This window comes from Streptomyces sp. NPDC111606 (assembly GCF_055656945.1).
On the sequence record NZ_JBVKBY010000006.1, the window covers coordinates 621,541 to 637,225 of the forward strand.

A 15,685-nucleotide genomic window follows, 5' to 3' on the forward strand; every position below is an offset into this window, starting at 1 on the left:
CCCGGACGCTCAGGTCTGCCGATACCCGCTCAGGAATCGCCCGATCCGCCCGATCGCCGCCTCCAGGTCGTCCGCGTACGGCAGGGTCAGGATCCGGAAGTGATCGGGTGTCGGCCAGTTGAAGCCCGTGCCCTGCACGACCTGGATCTTCTCCCGCAGGAGCAGGTCCAGGACGAACTTCTCGTCGTCATGGATCTTGTAGACCTTGGGGTCGAGGCGCGGGAACGCGTACAGCGAGCCCTTCGGCTTCACGCACGACACGCCGGGGATCTCGTTGAGCTTCTCCCAGGCCACGTTGCGCTGTTCGTACAGCCGCCCGCCCGGCACGGTCAGCTCGCGAATGGACTGGCGGCCACCGAGCGCGGCCTGGATGGCGTACTGGGCGGGTGCATTGGCGCACAGCCGCATGGAGGCCAGCATCGTCAGGCCCTCCAGATAGTCCTTCGCATGCTGCCTCGGGCCGGTGACGACGAGCCAGCCGGAGCGGAATCCCGCCACCCGGTACGTCTTGGACAGGCCGCAGAAGGTGAGGACCACCAGGTCGGGGGCGAGGGTCGCGACCGAGTGGTGCACGGCGTCGTCGTAGAGGATCTGGTCGTAGATCTCGTCGGCGAAGACCATCAGGCCGTGGCGCCGGGCGAGGTCGAGGATGCCCTCGAGGATCTCCTTGGGGTACACCGCACCGGTCGGGTTGTTCGGGTTGATGATGACCACGGCGCGTGTGCGGTCCGTGATCTTCGACGCCATGTCGTCCAGGTCCGGGTACCAGTCGGCCTGCTCGTCGCACAGGTAGTGCACGGCCTTGCCGCCGGCGAGGGTCGTCACCGCGGTCCAGAGGGGGAAGTCCGGGGCGGGGATGAGGATCTCGTCGCCGTCCTCGAGCAGTGCCTGTACGGCCATGGAGACCAGCTCGGACACGCCGTTGCCGAGGAAGACGTCGTCGACGCCGACCTCCAGGCCGAGCGTCTGGTAGCGCTGGGCCACGGCCCGGCGGGCGGAGAGGATGCCGCGCGAGTCGGTGTAGCCGTGCGCCTGGGGGAGCATCCGGATCATGTCCTGGAGGATCTCCTCCGGCGCCTCGAAGCCGAAGAGCGCGGGGTTGCCGGTGTTCAGGCGCAGCACGCTGTGGCCCGCCTCCTCCAGCGCGTTCGCATGCTCGATCACCGGGCCGCGGATCTCGTAACAGACCTCGCTCAGCTTGCTCGACTGCCGGAACTCCATGCGCGCTCGCCCCTCCGGTTTCGTGTGTTGCTTGGTTTTACCAAGTTCGAGCTTGGAAAGTCCAACAACATGTCTAGACTGCGTCGCATGTCACCTCGCCGAAGCTACGACCAGTACTGTTCCGCCGCCCGCGCGCTCGACGTCGTCGGCGACCGCTGGACCCTGCTGATCGTCCGGGAGCTGCTGGCCGGCCCGCGGCGCTACACCGACCTGCACGCCGACCTGCCGGGCGTCAGCACGGACGTACTCGCCTCGCGGCTGAAGGACATGGAACGGGACGGCATCAGCACGCGGCGCAAGCTGCCCCCGCCGGGAGCGGCGTACGTGTACGAACTCACCTCGCGGGGGCGGGAGTTGCTGCCCGTCCTCCAGGCGCTGGGGGAGTGGGGGCAGCCCGAACTCGGCGAGCGACGGCCCACCGACGCCGTGCGCGCGCACTGGTTCGCGCTGCCTCTGCTGCGATCCCTGGAGGGTGCAGGGCTCGTCGAAGTCCGCCTGGAGGAGGGGGACTTCCACCTGTACGTCGGCGCCGAGGACGGGCCGGTCTACGGGGACGGGCCCGCCCCCGGTGAACCCGACGCGCGGCTGGTCCTGGACCCCGGGACGTGCGAGGCCCTCGCGCGAGGGGAGTTGAGCGTGGCTGACGCCGTACGGGACGGCCGTATCGAGGTGAGCGGGGACGGAACCCTGGCCAAGGCCCTGCTCGACGTCTGACCAGCACAAGGCCCGCCGTACGGTCGTGTACGACGGGCCTTGTCGGTCGGCGTGACGAGCTGTCAGGCGCCCGGCGGCACCCGTGACGGCCGGCCCGGCCCGCGCGTCAGCGCGTACCCGGCGACACCCGCGAGCGCGGCCAGCGCGCCGCCGATCGCCGTCCACACCCAGCGGTCGGACCACCAGCCGGAGGCCCAGCCGTCCTCGGGCTCGATGCTGGACAGCACGGCCGAGGCGGACGAACTCTCCGAGTCGTCCTGGGACTTGACGGCGACCCCGGGCACCAGCGGCTCCGCCAGCGTCCCGTCGACCGCGGCCGAACCGCCGATGTCCTTGGAGTCGACCCGGACCTCGGCGCCGACCGGCAGGCCGAGGTCGGAGGTGGGCACGTCCACGACCGTCAGACGGATGTAGTACGTGCCCGGCAGCGGGTCATTGGCCCAGGGCTCCGACCAGCCGCGGACGGTGCGCAGGACGCAGGTCAGCTCGACCGTGCCCGCGTTCGCCGCCGCGGTGCGGGTCTGTGCTCCGTACTGGCAGGCCTGACGGCGGCGCAGACCGTCGTACACGTCGATCTGCCAGGTCTCGGCGGCGTGCGTGTCGGGCAGCTTCACCGTCGCCCTGACGGTGGGGCGCAGACCGGCGTCCGCAGGGAACGACCAGTACAGGTAGTCGCCCGTGGAAGCGCTCGCGGTGGCCGTCTGCCCCTGCTCGATCTCGGTCGCCGTACGGAAGGAGGTGCCCGCCAGGGTCGGCGCGCCGCCGTCGTCCGAAGCGCTGGGGGAGGGAGAGGTGTCGGCCACCGCCGGGGTGACCGCCAGCCCGAGCATGAGCAGGGCAACGCTCAACACACGTGTGATCCGCATCAGTTGGTCCTCCAGACCGCGACCCGCCAGCGTGACAGCCAGCCCCAGACGAGACCGGCGAGGAAGCCGGCGAGGATCAGCGCGCCGAGCAGCCACCAGCCGCGCCCGAGGCCGAAGGAGGCCACGTCGCTCGACTGCGACGGCCCGTCCACGACGTCGATCGTCAGCTCCAGCGGCAGCCCGGGCGTGGTCTGCACACCGGAGCCGGCCGAGAAGGAGTGGGTGACCTGGAGGCATACGGTCTCGGCGGTCGAGGTGTCCTCGTCGTCGGCCTCGGCCTTCGGATAGCGCAGGCCGGTCGACATGACATCCGTACGGCCGTTGCCCGCCGACTCGCCGCGTACGATCTCCCGCCCGCGCTCGGTCACCGCCCGCAGCAGCACTCCGTACGAGGGGTTCACCGCCCGGTCGGCCGACACGCTCACCGAGGCGCGCAGCTCCTGGCCGGGCTCGACGTCCACCCGGTACCAGCGCTGCTGCCCGAACTCCTCGCGGTCGGTGTACAGGCCGGACTTCAGCGTGGGCGCCTTCGCGCACCGGTCCGCGCCCGTCGTCGCGACCGGCGTCACCACGGGATCGGCCGCGCGGTCCACCAACTGATTGACCTTGTCGGTGAGTTCCTCGGTGTGCTCGACCGAGGTGAACGTCCCGCCGGTCGCCTCGGCGATGCAGCTGAGCTGCTGCCGCATCTTGGTGTTCGGGACCAGGCCGAGCGTGTCGATGGTCAGGCCGATGCCCTTGGCGGCGATCTCCCGGGCCACCTCGCACGGGTCGAGCGGGGCGCAGGTGTCCTCGCCGTCGCTGATCAGCACGATCCGCTTGGAACCCTCGCCGCCGTCGAGGTCGTCGGCCGCCTTGAGCAGCGCGGGACCGATGGGCGTCCAGCCGGTCGGCGTGAGGGTCGCCACCGCCGTCTTGGCCTCGGTGCGGTCCAGCGGGCCGACCGGGTAGAGCTGCGCGGTGTCCTTGCAGCCCGTCTTGCGGTCGTCGCCCGGGTAGTTGGCGCCGAGCGTGCGGATGCCGAGCTGGACCTCTTCGGGCGTCGCGTCCAGCACCTCGTTGAAGGCCTGCTTCGCCGCGGCCATCCGGGACTGGCCGTCGATGTCCCTGGCCCGCATCGAGCCGCTCACGTCGAGGACGAGATCGACCTTGGGCGCCAACGCGCTGGTCTCATCGGCAACCGCCCCGGCCGGGAACGCCATCCCGGCCGCAAGCGCGGCGAGCAGGGCGCAAACCCCGGTCGCCAGCCGTGTTCTTGTGATCATCGGCGGATCTTATTGATCAGAGGCGTCCCGCTTCAAAACGAGGTCAGAACACCTCGGTGACCAGCGGATTGGGCAGCTCCGCCCACTGGTCCCCCGGCGTCCCGGGCGACAGCCGCATCAGCGTCAGCGCCTTCGTCGGCAGCGGCTCCCGGCGCAGCGCTGCGAGGTCCGCGGTGTCCGGCAGATCGCGTACGACTGCCTCCAGCGCCCCGCGCAACGCCGCGCCCGAGCCCGCCGTACCCGCCAGCGCCCCGGCCACCAGCGAGCCGAACAGCTTGCGGCGCAGGGTCGGCACGTCGTCCGTGACGATCCGGCCGGACAGCTCGGGCAGCGGGATGCCGTGCCGGGCCAGCCGGGCCGGGCTGACGCGGATGTCGGCGAGGTCGCGGTAGACCAGCCGCACCGGGGAGCCGCTCGCGGACAGCACCACCAGCAGGTTCTGGCCGTGCGCCTCCAGCGCGACCCCCAGCTCCAGCAGCCGCAGCCCCACGGTGAGGGCGAGACGCGTGAACTCGGCCAGCCACATGGGCGATCGGGGCAGGTCGGTGGTGGCCAGCGCGGCCACCGGTACGACCCGCTCGCCGTACCCCGCGTACTCCTGCGGCGACTCACGCAACACCGCGGCCAGGTCCGGAGAGTTGGCCGTGACGGCCCCCAGCGTGCGGGTCACGTGGAGCAGCCCGTCCATGCGTGCCGCCGGCACCGCCGCGAAGTCCGACAATGTGGCCGACATGCCGATGGAGTACACCGAGATGTCCCGCACCGAGGACGTGAGGCGTGCGCTGAGCGCGGTCTTCACGTGCGGTCCGTCCGGGAGGGCGAGGGTGCGCAGGGACATCAGCGGGTGCGCGGCGATCCCGTCGTCGTAGGGGTCGTAGGGGCGCTTGAGCACATGCTCGGCCTGCCACGGATGCACCGGGATCAGCAGCCTCTCCCCGTCCCGCATCCGCTCCGGCCAACGGCCCGTGGCCAGGCACTCCGACGCCCGCACCGGCACCAGCCCCAGCGTCACCACCGGCCGGTGCTCGGGCCCGTACGCCAGCTGCTCCGCGACCGAGAAGCCGGGCCGGGAACGGCAGTTGGGGTGGAACGGATGCCCGTCGGCCACCCGCTGCTCCCACTCCCAGTCGGACACCGGCCACTCCTTCGGGCGACCGCCCTGCCCGGCCCGCGCCAGCGCCAACGAGGCAACGCTGTGGCCGAGTTCGGCGGCGAAGGACGTGCCGTGCGGTACGGAGAGGTCGGTCAGCAGCCGGGCCGGATCGTCGTACGACGTCCCGTCGAGCCGTACGGTGGTGACGTACGCGGCCGTGGCGTACGGGTCGGCACGCGGGCCGTGCAGCCGGCGCCCGTCCGAAAGGCACAGGGTGAGGCCCTCCCGGCCGGCCTCGCGGCCGGCGACCCAGGGCAGGGGCTCGTGCGCGAGGGCACGCCACAGCCGGGTCAGCACGGCCGCCCGGGCCCCGGGCAGCTCGGCGGCGTACCGCGACGCGAGTTCGGGGCGTACGTCGGCCAGATCGGCGCCGACCTCGGCCTCGGCGCTGGGGAGAGGGTGCACGGGCGGGCTCCTCGGGTACGAGTAGGACGTCGGACCAGGTGCCGACGACAGACATACTGATCGTCTTCCCACCGGAACGGACCGTAGGGACAGACCTGAACGGGCCGTGGATCGCGCCCTGAACGGACCGTGGAGAACGAGTGGAGCGAGTGCACCCCAACCCCCTGTCCACAGCTGCCGACGCCCACGCGGTCGCGCCCTTGCTGAACTGCTTGCTCCGGGAGGTGGCCGAGCCCGTACCAGGCCCGGGCGAGCGGCGTGTGCACCGGCTGCACCGCACGGGCCGCCTGCTGCGCGTGCTCGGCGAACGGCGGCCCACCGAGCCCGAGGTGCGTGCGGACGGGACCTGGCAGCGCATCGGGCACACCGAGCTCGTCAAGCTCGTCGCCGACGAGCTGCGCCGCCACACCGGCCTGTCCAACGACGAACTGCCCGCCGAGATGATCGACAGCCGGGACACGGTGGCCGTGCTGCTCACCGCACGCGCGCGTGCGAAGCCGCCGGCGGACCCCTACCTGCGCTCCGAGCAGTGCCTCCTCACCGGCCACCCGTACCACCCCGCCCCCAAGGCGCGGGGCGGCGGACCGGCCGCGGCCTGGCTGCCGTACGCCCCCGAGGCGCATGCCCGCTTCCCGCTGACGCTGCTCGGCCTGCGCGAGGACGCGGTCGTCGAAGACGGCGACACCTCCGCCCTGGACGCCTTCGGCGAGGCGCCTCCCGGGTACCGGCTGCTGCCCGCGCACCCGTGGCAGCTGGACCTGGTCGGCCGGGAGCTCGCGGACGCCTTCGCCGACGGGCGGCTGATCCGGCTCGGCACGACCGGCTCCAAGGCGTGGCCGACGGCCGCGATCCGCACGCTGTACGTCCCCGAGTGCGCACCCGAGTCCGTCTCCGCAGGCGACCTCTTCCTCAAGTTCAGCCTCGACGTCCGCATCACCAATGACATCCGTCGGCTGTGGCGCCACGACCTGCTGAATCTCCGCAGGACCGATGCGGCGGCGTCCCGTGCGTTCGCCACGAGCCCCGCGGCCTGGCTCTCCGACCGCGGCTACCGCACCGCCGACTTCGCGTACGAGGAACTGGCGGTCCTGGTGCGCGACGGCTTCCACGGCCACCTGCTGCCCGGTGCCACTCCGATCCTCGCCGCGGGCCTGGTGGAGGGCTTCGAAGGCAGCCCGCTCGGCGACACGGCCTGGTGGGAGGCGTACCTGCGCGCAGTCGTACCGCCCGCCCTCGCGGCCTTCGCCGACCACGGCGTCGTCCTGGAGGCCCACCTGCAGAACACGCTCGTCGCGGTCGACGGCGACGGCATTCCGGTACAGGCCCTGTTCCGGGACGCCGAGGGCGTGAAGCTGCTGCCGGACGTGTCCCGTGCGGCCGGCTGGGAGCGGCTGGTGTACACGCTCGTCGTGAACCACCTCTGCGAGGTCGCCGCGGCCCTCGCCGAGCGTCACCCGGGCTTCGACCCCTGGCCCGCCGTACGCCGCGAACTGGCCCGCCACGACCTTCCCGAAGTCGCCGGCCTGCTCACCGCACCCACGCTCCCCGGCAAGACGAACCTGCTGCTGCGCTGGACGGGCGCGGACGGCGCCGACGCCCGCTATCTGCCCCTCCCGAACCCGCTGGCCGGGTGAGCGCTGACTTACCCTGGCGGGTGTGCTGCGCGATGTGACTGCTGTTCGATACGTGACCCCGCTGCGGTCCGGCGGCTCCGTGCCCGGAGTCGTCGAGGCCGACGACCTCGGCACGTACGTCGTGAAGTTCACCGGTTCCGCGCAGGGGCGCAAGGCGCTGGTCGCCGAGGTGATCGTCGGTGAGCTGGCCCGCGCCCTGGGGCTGCGCTTCCCCGAGCTGGTCCTGGTCCACTTCGACCCCGCCGTCGCGGACAGCGAGCCGCACCAGGAGGTGCGGGACCTGCACGCCGCCAGCGCGGGGGTCAACCTCGGGATGGACTTTCTGCCGGGTGCCCGGGACTTCACCCCGGAGGTCGCGAAGACCTTCCCCGTCGACCCGCTGGATGCGGGCCGGATCGTCTGGCTGGACGCCCTGACCACGAACGTCGACCGTACGGTGCACAGCTCGAACCTGATGATCTGGCCCACCTTCGGCACGGTCCCGCCGCGCCTGTGGCTGATCGACCACGGAGCGGCCCTGGTCTTCCACCACCGCTGGGACGGCTCGGACCCGGGGAAGTCCTACGACTTCCGCCACCACGCCCTCGGCCACTACGCCCCCGACGTGCGCGCCGCGGACGCGGAGCTGGCGCCAAGGGTGAGCGAGGAACTGCTGCGCGGGATCGTGGCCGAGGTGCCGGACGCCTGGCTGGCGGACGAGCCCGGCTTCGGGACGCCCGACGCGCTCCGCGAGGCCTACGTCGGCCACCTCCACGCGCGCGTGCGGGCGTCCTCCGCCTGGCTCCCCACCGACTTCCCCACCCGGGAGGAACTCGCCGCCGAGCAGGCCCAACGGGCGGCGAAGTCACAGGAAGGCCGGCCGAATTGGCTGAAGCAGGTGCCCGACCTGCACGGCAAGCCGGCCGCGGAACAGGATTGGTCGGTGCACCTCGGATGAGTGGCCGTGTCGAGATCGAGTACTGCACCCAGTGCAAGTGGCTACCCCGGGCGGCCTGGCTGGCGCAGGAGCTGCTCACCACCTTCGAGGCGGAGCTGGACGAACTGGCGCTGAAGCCGGGCAAGGGCGGGATCTTCGTCGTCCGCGTCGACGGCGAAGAGGTCTGGGACCGCCGCGAGCAGGGGTTCCCCGAGCCGACGGCGGTCAAGCAGGCCGTACGCGACCGAGTGGCCCCGGGAAAGTCCCTGGGCCACTCGGACAAACCGGCTTCCTGAGGGCTCAGCCCTTCAGCTGCTCGTACGCCGGCAGCGTCAGGAAGTCCGCGTAGTTCTCGTCGAGGGAGACCTCCAGGAGCAGGTCGTGGGCCTGCTGCCAGTGGCCGGCCGCGAAGGCCTCCTCGCCGATCTCGGAGCGGATGTTCGCCAGTTCCTCGGCGGCGACCTTGCGGGCCAGCTCGGGGGTGGCGTGCTCGCCGTTCTCGAACTCGACGCCCGCGTTGATCCACTGCCAGATCTGGGAGCGGGAGATCTCGGCGGTGGCCGCGTCCTCCATGAGGTTGAAGATGGCGACCGCGCCGAGGCCGCGCAGCCACGCCTCGATGTACCGGATGCCGACCTGGACGGCGTTGACCAGGCCCGGGTACGTCGGCTTGGCGTCCAGGGAGTCGATGGCGATCAGGTCGCCCGCCCGGACGGAGACGTCCTCGCGCAGCCGGTCCTTCTGGTTGGGCTTGTCACCGAGGACCTTGTCGAAGGACTCCATGGCGATCGGGACCAGGTCGGGGTGGGCGACCCAGGAGCCGTCGAAGCCGTCGCTGGCCTCGCGGTCCTTGTCGGCGCGGACCTTCTCGAAGGCCACCTTGTTGACCTCGGCGTCCCGACGGGACGGGATGAAGGCCGCCATGCCGCCGATCGCGTGCGCACCGCGCTTGTGGCAGGTCCGGACGAGGAGTTCGGTGTACGCGCGCATGAACGGGGCCGTCATCGTGACCGCGTTGCGGTCCGGGAGGACGAACCTGGCGCCGCCGTCACGGAAGTTCTTGACGATGGAGAACAGGTAGTCCCAGCGGCCGGCGTTCAACCCGGAGGCGTGGTCGCGCAGTTCGTAGAGGATCTCCTCCATCTCGTACGCCGCCGTGATCGTCTCGATCAGGACGGTCGCGCGGACGGTGCCCTGCGGGATGCCGACGTAGTCCTGCGCGAAGACGAAGACCTCGTTCCAGAGGCGGGCCTCCAGGTGCGACTCCGTCTTCGGGAGGTAGAAGTACGGGCCCTTGCCGAGGTCGAGCAGACGCTGCGCGTTGTGGAAGAAGTACAGGCCGAAGTCGACGAGGGCGCCGGGGACCGGCTCACCGTCGATCTGGAGGTGACGCTCGTTCAGGTGCCAGCCGCGCGGGCGCATGACGACGGTGGCGAGCTCGTCGCCGGCGCGCAGGGCGTACGACTTGCCGGACTTCGGGTCGGTGAAGTCGATGTTCCGGGTGTACGCGTCGATCAGGTTGACCTGGCCGAGGACGACGTTCTCCCAGGTCGGCGCGGAGGCGTCCTCGAAGTCGGCCAGCCAGACCCGGGCACCGGAGTTGAGGGCGTTGATGGTCATCTTGCGGTCGGTGGGGCCGGTGATCTCGACCCGGCGGTCCTGCAGCGCGGGCGGGCACGGGCCCACCTTCCAGGAGTCGTCCGCGCGGATGGCGGCGGTCTCCGGGAGGAAGTCGAGTGTGGAGGTGCGGGCGATCTCGGCGCGGCGCTGCGCACGGCGGGCGAGGAGTTCGTCACGCCGGGGCGTGAACCGGCGGTGCAGCTCGGCCACGAAGGCGAGGGCCGCTTCGGTGAGGACCTCCTCCTGCCGGGGCAGGGGCTCGGCGTCGACGATGGCCAGCGGGGACGGCGCTGGTGCGGACATGAGCTGTCACTTCCTTCAGCGAACTACGGACGAGCTTTGGCACCGGGTGCCAGTCTTCCCGGATACGGCTGGGAGCGCCCGTGGAGCAGTCGGGCGCTTCTGAACAGTGGATACTAGTTTCCTCATGGTGGAAGTTCAATGGTTTGTTGACGTCGAGATTCTCTGGGTCGAGGCAAGGTGGCTCTGGGTGCCACCGCCTTCACTCAAGGTGGGTGAGATCGGCCTCCGTGTCGATGTCGTACGGCCGGGCCACGTCCCCGCACTCGACGAGCCCGATCGCGGCCTCGTGCGCCTTCAGGTAAGCGCGTGCCCCTCGATCGCCGGTCGCAGTCGCGGCGATGCCCGCCCAGTGGGCGGCGCCGAAGAGCACCGGATGCCCGCGTACACCGTCGTAGGCGGCCGAGACGAGCGATGCCTCGTCCTGGTAGCCGGCGAGCACGCGCGCGACCGCCTCCGGGCCGATGCCGGGCTGGTCGACGAGCGACACCAGCGCCGCCCGCGCGCCCGTGCCCGCGAGCGAGTCGAGCCCGGCGCGCAGGGAGGAGCCCATCCCGTCGGCCCAGTCCGGGTTCTCCACCAGGACGCAGTCACCGAGTTCCGCCTGCTCCCGTACGGCGACGGCCTGCGCGCCCAGCACCACGTGCACGCGGGTGCACCCGGCCGCGCGCAGCACTGCGACCGCGTACTCGACGAGCGGTCGGCCACGGTGCCGGAGCAGGGCCTTGGGGCGTCCGCCGAGCCGCCGTCCGCCCCCGGCGGCGAGCAGCAGGCCCGCGACCAGGGGGGCTTCTTTGTCAGTCATGCGTCCTGCATACCTGACGTCCGCGGGCGCGGCCGGTGCCGTTGGGCTGAATTTCGGTCCGTATGGTGGCGCGCCCGGCAGCGGTGGCGTTTACTGACCCGCGTCCCCGGCGCCCGACCACCGTCAGGGGTGCTCGACGGGGGATGCGTGACCACTGGCGCACAACGGCGTGCGAGGGGGAGCTTTGTTGCGGAGCTTGGGGCAGAGGTCGGTGACGGGCAGCGACGAGGACCTGAGGGTGGCGGGACTGCGGACGGCCGTGTCCCGTCTGCGCCGCGAACTCGCCGCGCACCCCGGCGAGTTCCCCGACCGGGGAATCGCCGAGGACGAACTCGCCGCGCTGGCCGCGATGACGATCGAGGGAGCCCCCGAAGTCCCGCGTCTGCGCCGGTCGTTACTGCTGATCGCGGGCGCGATCGGCTCGGTGAGCGCCTTGTCCCGGGGGCTGTCGGCCGTACGGGACGCGGTGGAGATGTTCGGGGACCCGCCGCGTCGTTGAGGTCTAGGCGGTCGGCGTCGAGCTGGCCAGGGCCTCCGACAGCTCGACGGCCACCTGCTGCAGCATCGGCACGATCTTGTCCGTCGCCGCCTCGGTCACCCGTCCTGCCGGGCCGGAGATCGAGATGGCCGCTGCGGTGGGGGAGTCGGGGACGGTGACGGCGAGGCAGCGGACGCCGACTTCCTGCTCGTTGTCGTCGATCGCGTAGCCGTTGCGCCGCACCTCCTCCAGGGCCGCGAGGAAGCCGTCCGGCGTGGTGATCGTCTTCTCCGTGGCGGCCGGCATGCCGGTGCGGGACAGCAGTGCCCGCACCTCCTCCGGCGGGAAGGAGGCGAGCAGTGCCTTGCCGACACCGGTGGAGTGCGGCAGCACGCGCCGGCCGACCTCGGTGAACATGCGCATCGAGTGCTTGGACGGCACCTGGGCGACGTACACGATCTCGTCGCCGTCGAGCAGCGCCATGTTCGCCGTCTCGCCGGTCTCCTCGACCAGCCGGGCGAGGTACGGGCGGGCCCAGGTGCCCAGTAGCCGGGACGCGGACTCGCCGAGGCGGATCAGGCGCGGGCCGAGGGCGTAGCGGCGGTTGGGCTGCTGGCGTACGTAACCGCACACCACGAGCGTCCGCATGAGGCGGTGGATGGTGGGCAGCGGCAGCCCGCTGCTCGCGGACAACTCGCTCAGGCCGACCTCGCCGCCCGCGTCCGCCATCCGTTCCAGCAGGTCGAAGGCGCGCTCGAGGGACTGGACGCCACCATTGGAGCTGGACCTGGCGGAGTCGGTGGTGCTGGCGCTGGACGACGGCACGGCGTTCCTTTCGGGACCGGTAGGAGCTCAGAAGCCTACCCGTCGGTCGGTTGACTCCCTGCTTGTACGTAGCTACGTTCTGCTTGCCGGAATTGTAATTCCGCTTTGTGGAAACGTCCAGAGAGTGGCGGGCGGGTGCACTGTGGAGAAGTGTGCCCTTGACGGCGTGGGAACGGGAGCGGAGACTCCTTCAACAGAAAGTTGAATTCCGTTACGCGGAAGTGAACGGCGGCAGAGAGGGGTCCGGGTGTCCGACGCTGAACTGGTGCTGCGCTCGACGCGCGTCATCACCCCGGAGGGGACACGGGCCGCCTCGGTCCTGGTCTCCGCCGGCAAGATCACGGCCGTACTCGGGTACGACGCCGAAGTCCCGTCCGGGGCCCGCCTGGAGGACCTCGGCGACGACGTCCTGCTGCCCGGCCTGGTCGACACGCACGTGCACGTCAACGACCCGGGCCGCACCGAGTGGGAGGGCTTCTGGACCGCCACGCGCGCCGCGGCGGCCGGCGGTATCACCACCCTCGTCGACATGCCGCTCAACTCCCTCCCGCCGACGACGACGGTCGACAACCTTCGCGTCAAGCAGAAGGTCGCCGCCGACAAGGCGCACATCGACGTCGGCTTCTGGGGCGGCGCCCTGCCCGGCAACGTCAGGGACCTGCGCCCGCTGCACGAGGCAGGCGTCTTCGGCTTCAAGGCCTTCCTGTCGCCGTCCGGCGTGGACGAGTTCCCGCACCTCGAGCGGGATCCGCTGGCCCGTTCCATGGCCGAGATCGCCGCGTTCGACGGTCTGCTCATCGTGCACGCCGAGGACCCGCACCTGCTCGCCTCCGCCCCGCAGCAGCCGGGACCCAAGTACGCCGACTTCCTGGCCTCCCGCCCCCGGGACGCGGAGGACACGGCCATCGCCCAGCTCATCCGTGAGGCGAAGGCCCTGCGCGCACGCGTGCACGTCCTGCACCTGTCCTCCAGCGACGCCCTGCCGCTGATCACGGAGGCGAAGGCGGACGGAGTCCGGATCACCGTCGAGACCTGCCCCCACTACCTGACCCTCACCGCCGAGGAAGTCCCGGACGGCGCCAGCGAGTTCAAGTGCTGCCCGCCGATCCGCGAGTCCGCCAACCAGGACCTGCTGTGGCAGGCGCTGGCCGACGGCACGATCGACTGCATCGTGACCGACCACTCCCCGTCCACGGCCGACCTGAAGACCGACGACTTCGCGACGGCCTGGGGCGGCATCTCCGGACTCCAGCTGAGCCTGGCGGCCGTATGGACCGAGGCGCGCAGGCGCGGCCACGGCCTGGAGGACGTGGTCCGCTGGATGTCCACGCGGACGGCGGAGCTCGTCGGACTCGACGACCGCAAGGGCGCCATCGAGGCGGGCCGTGACGCCGACTTCGCCGTCCTCGCGCCCGACGAGACGTTCACCGTCGACCCGGCCGCCCTCCAGCACCGCAACCGCGTGACGGCGTACGCGGGCAAGACCCTGCACGGCGTCGTGAAGTCCACCTGGCTGCGTGGCGAACGCATCGTCACGGACGGCGAGTTCACCGACCCGAAGGGGCGACTCCTCACCCGGACCAGCTGAATCCCACCCATCGACCTCGAAAGGCAGACCTGATCACCGTGACGGCGCAGCATCAATCCGGTTTGGCCAGCTTCACCGGCGACGCGAATCCCTACGGCGGCGGCGACCCCTACGCCGACCACCGCACCGCCGACTTCCCGTTCACCCAGCACGCCAACCTCGCCGACCGCGGGCTGGGCGCCGGTGTCATCGCCGCCAACGACGAGTTCTTCGCCCAGCGCGAGAACCTTCTGCTGCCCGAGCGGGCCGAGTTCGACCCCGAGCACTTCGGGCACAAGGGCAAGATCATGGACGGCTGGGAGACCCGGCGGCGGCGCGGTGCCTCCGCCGAGCATCCGTGGCCGACGGCCGAGGACCACGACTGGGCACTGGTGCGCCTCGGCGCGCCCGGGGTGATCCGCGGGATCGTCGTCGACACGGCCCACTTCCGCGGCAACTATCCGCAGGCGGTGTCCATCGAGGCCACCTCGGTGCCGGGTTCGCCGTCGCCGCAGGAGCTGCTGGCGGACGACGTGAAGTGGACGACGCTGGTGCCGCGCACGCCGGTGGGCGGGCATGCGGCGAATGGTTTCGCCATCGACGTCGAGCAGCGCTTCACCCACCTGCGCGTCAACCAGCACCCCGACGGCGGCATCGCGCGCCTGCGCGTGTACGGCGAGGTGGCGCCGGATCCGCAGTGGCTGGAGGTGCTCGGCACCCTCGACGTCGTCGCCCTGGAGAATGGCGGCCAGGTCGAGGACGCCTCCAACCTCTTCTACTCGCCCGCCACGAACACCATCCAGCCGGGCCGCTCCCGCAAGATGGACGACGGCTGGGAGACGCGCCGACGCCGCGACCAGGGCAACGACTGGATCCGCTACCGCCTCGTCGCCCAGTCCCAGATCCGCGCGATCGAGATCGACACGGCGTACCTGAAGGGCAACAGCGCCGGCTGGGCCTCGGTGTCGGTGAAGGACGGCGAGGACGGTGAGTGGACGGAGATCCTGCCGCGCACCCGCCTCCAGCCCGACACGAACCACCGTTTCGTCCTGCCGAACCCCGCCGTGGGCACGCACGCGCGCGTGGACATCTTCCCGGACGGCGGCATCTCGCGCCTGCGGCTGCACGGCTCGCTGACGGAGCAGGGCACGGCGGGCCTGGCGGCGCGGCACCAGGAGCTGGGCGGCTGACGCCGCCGGCGCACCGGAACTCCAACACCGGTGCGCCAGGGCCCGAACGCGGTCGTGGCTCCGGCCGGGGGAGGCCGGACCCACCGCAGGAGCTGGGCCGTGTCCGCGAAGTCCCGCCTGCCCCGCGACGCCTGGCACGCTCCCCCCCCGCTCTCGGCTTCGCTCGAGCGGGAGGGGTCCCCACCGCCGCACCGGGCGAAGCCCCGAGTGCGTCCAGTACAAAGGGCTCCGTCCGGCACGCCGAGAGCACGCGCCGGACGCCGCGGGCCTGCCCTCCGGGCGGACGACGGGACTTTGCGGGACACGACCTAGTAGTGCTTCGTTAGGTCTTTCCGTTGGTGCTGATCAAGAGCATGTTGGTCTGGTGGATGCGCATGAAGTGAACCGATTACGGGCGGCGTTGGCGATGTTCGTGGCGGATGTCTTCGCCTCGGTGCCGCGTAGGGATCAGCGGGCCAAGGGTGAGTGTTATCTGCGTGGCCTGATGCTCGACGGTCGGCGCAAGTCGATCCAGCCGATGGCCGAGCGTCTGCCGGACGGGAACATGCAGGCTCTGCAGCAGTTCGTGAATCAGTCGCCGTGGGATCCGCTGCCGGTCAGGCAGCGGATCGCCGAGCGGCTGTCCCAAGTTGTCAGGCCTGAGGTGTGGGTGATCGACGACGTGTCGTTCCCCAAGTGCGGCAAGGCGTCGGTCGGGGTGGCCCGCCAGTACTGCGGAGCGGTCGG

At 71.3% G+C, this 15,685-nt stretch carries 15 protein-coding genes; 8 read left to right on the plus strand and 7 right to left on the minus strand.

Annotated features, from left to right (window positions below):
- Positions 1 to 9: 9 nt before the first annotated feature.
- On the minus strand, positions 10 to 1,221 hold the full coding sequence (locus tag ACZ7M7_RS24330) for a pyridoxal phosphate-dependent aminotransferase (protein WP_383609552.1): 1,212 nt from the start codon (positions 1,219 to 1,221) through the stop codon (positions 10 to 12).
- A gap of 87 nt (positions 1,222 to 1,308) precedes the next feature.
- Between ACZ7M7_RS24330 and ACZ7M7_RS24335 the strand changes: the two genes are divergently transcribed.
- The gene (locus tag ACZ7M7_RS24335; protein ID WP_472120217.1) at positions 1,309 to 1,935 is read left to right on the plus strand and encodes a winged helix-turn-helix transcriptional regulator; all 627 of its coding nucleotides are present in this window, start codon (positions 1,309 to 1,311) and stop codon (positions 1,933 to 1,935) included.
- Positions 1,936 to 1,997: 62 nt separating this feature from the next.
- Here ACZ7M7_RS24335 and ACZ7M7_RS24340 read toward each other — a convergent pair whose 3' ends face one another.
- Genes ACZ7M7_RS24340 through ACZ7M7_RS24350 form a run of 3 tightly spaced genes read right to left on the minus strand, consistent with a single transcriptional unit; the run spans position 1,998 to position 5,624 of the window.
- Positions 1,998 to 2,801, minus strand: coding sequence for a hypothetical protein (locus ACZ7M7_RS24340; protein WP_472120219.1), 804 nt, complete (start codon positions 2,799 to 2,801; stop codon positions 1,998 to 2,000).
- The gene (locus tag ACZ7M7_RS24345; protein WP_472120221.1) at positions 2,801 to 4,066 is read right to left on the minus strand and encodes a VWA domain-containing protein; all 1,266 of its coding nucleotides are present in this window, start codon (positions 4,064 to 4,066) and stop codon (positions 2,801 to 2,803) included. The genes ACZ7M7_RS24340 and ACZ7M7_RS24345 overlap by 1 nt, the downstream gene beginning before the upstream one ends.
- A 43-nt stretch (positions 4,067 to 4,109) precedes the next feature.
- Positions 4,110 to 5,624 (minus strand): IucA/IucC family protein, encoded by a 1,515-nt coding sequence (locus tag ACZ7M7_RS24350; protein ID WP_472120223.1) that lies wholly within the window; start codon positions 5,622 to 5,624, stop codon positions 4,110 to 4,112.
- A 140-nt stretch (positions 5,625 to 5,764) separates the two neighbouring features.
- Here ACZ7M7_RS24350 and ACZ7M7_RS24355 point away from each other — a divergent pair, with 140 nt between their 5' ends.
- From ACZ7M7_RS24355 to ACZ7M7_RS24365, 3 genes are read left to right on the plus strand one after another with little or no spacing between them, the layout of a single operon-like run.
- Positions 5,765 to 7,258, plus strand: coding sequence for an IucA/IucC family protein (locus tag ACZ7M7_RS24355; RefSeq protein WP_472120225.1), 1,494 nt, complete (start codon positions 5,765 to 5,767; stop codon positions 7,256 to 7,258).
- A 22-nt stretch (positions 7,259 to 7,280) separates the two neighbouring features.
- On the plus strand, positions 7,281 to 8,195 hold the full coding sequence (locus ACZ7M7_RS24360) for a HipA family kinase (protein WP_472120227.1): 915 nt from the start codon (positions 7,281 to 7,283) through the stop codon (positions 8,193 to 8,195).
- Positions 8,192 to 8,470, plus strand: coding sequence for an Rdx family protein (locus ACZ7M7_RS24365; protein WP_383622747.1), 279 nt, complete (start codon positions 8,192 to 8,194; stop codon positions 8,468 to 8,470). The genes ACZ7M7_RS24360 and ACZ7M7_RS24365 overlap by 4 nt, the downstream gene beginning before the upstream one ends.
- A gap of 4 nt (positions 8,471 to 8,474) precedes the next feature.
- Here ACZ7M7_RS24365 and aceB read toward each other — a convergent pair whose 3' ends face one another.
- Together aceB and ACZ7M7_RS24375 are read right to left on the minus strand one after the other, a co-directional pair.
- Complete coding sequence (aceB, locus tag ACZ7M7_RS24370) at positions 8,475 to 10,097, minus strand: malate synthase A (RefSeq protein ID WP_472120230.1); 1,623 nt, start codon at positions 10,095 to 10,097, stop codon at positions 8,475 to 8,477.
- 199 nt (positions 10,098 to 10,296) lie between these two features.
- On the minus strand, positions 10,297 to 10,899 hold the full coding sequence (locus ACZ7M7_RS24375) for a nucleotidyltransferase family protein (RefSeq protein WP_472120232.1): 603 nt from the start codon (positions 10,897 to 10,899) through the stop codon (positions 10,297 to 10,299).
- Between the two features lie 184 nt (positions 10,900 to 11,083).
- Here ACZ7M7_RS24375 and ACZ7M7_RS24380 point away from each other — a divergent pair, with 184 nt between their 5' ends.
- A complete protein-coding gene (locus ACZ7M7_RS24380) occupies positions 11,084 to 11,398 on the plus strand; it encodes a DUF5955 family protein (RefSeq protein ID WP_472120234.1) in 315 nt (104 codons plus the stop codon).
- 3 nt (positions 11,399 to 11,401) lie between these two features.
- On the opposite strand, the gene ACZ7M7_RS24385 is transcribed toward ACZ7M7_RS24380, so the two are convergent.
- Positions 11,402 to 12,202, minus strand: a complete 801-nt coding sequence (locus tag ACZ7M7_RS24385; RefSeq protein ID WP_383609583.1) for an IclR family transcriptional regulator — start codon at positions 12,200 to 12,202, stop codon at positions 11,402 to 11,404.
- A gap of 247 nt (positions 12,203 to 12,449) precedes the next feature.
- On the opposite strand from ACZ7M7_RS24385, the gene allB reads away from it, so the two are divergent.
- From allB to ACZ7M7_RS24400, 3 genes are all read left to right on the plus strand, one after another.
- Positions 12,450 to 13,790, plus strand: coding sequence for an allantoinase AllB (gene allB, locus ACZ7M7_RS24390; protein WP_383609586.1), 1,341 nt, complete (start codon positions 12,450 to 12,452; stop codon positions 13,788 to 13,790).
- Positions 13,791 to 13,828: 38 nt separating this feature from the next.
- Positions 13,829 to 14,959 carry an allantoicase gene (gene alc, locus ACZ7M7_RS24395; protein WP_472120236.1) on the plus strand — a complete coding sequence of 377 codons (1,131 nt, stop codon included), beginning with the start codon at positions 13,829 to 13,831 and terminating at the stop codon, positions 14,957 to 14,959.
- A gap of 364 nt (positions 14,960 to 15,323) precedes the next feature.
- On the plus strand, positions 15,324 to 15,685 hold a 362-nt coding region (locus ACZ7M7_RS24400), incomplete at its 3' end, for a transposase (RefSeq protein WP_472120238.1).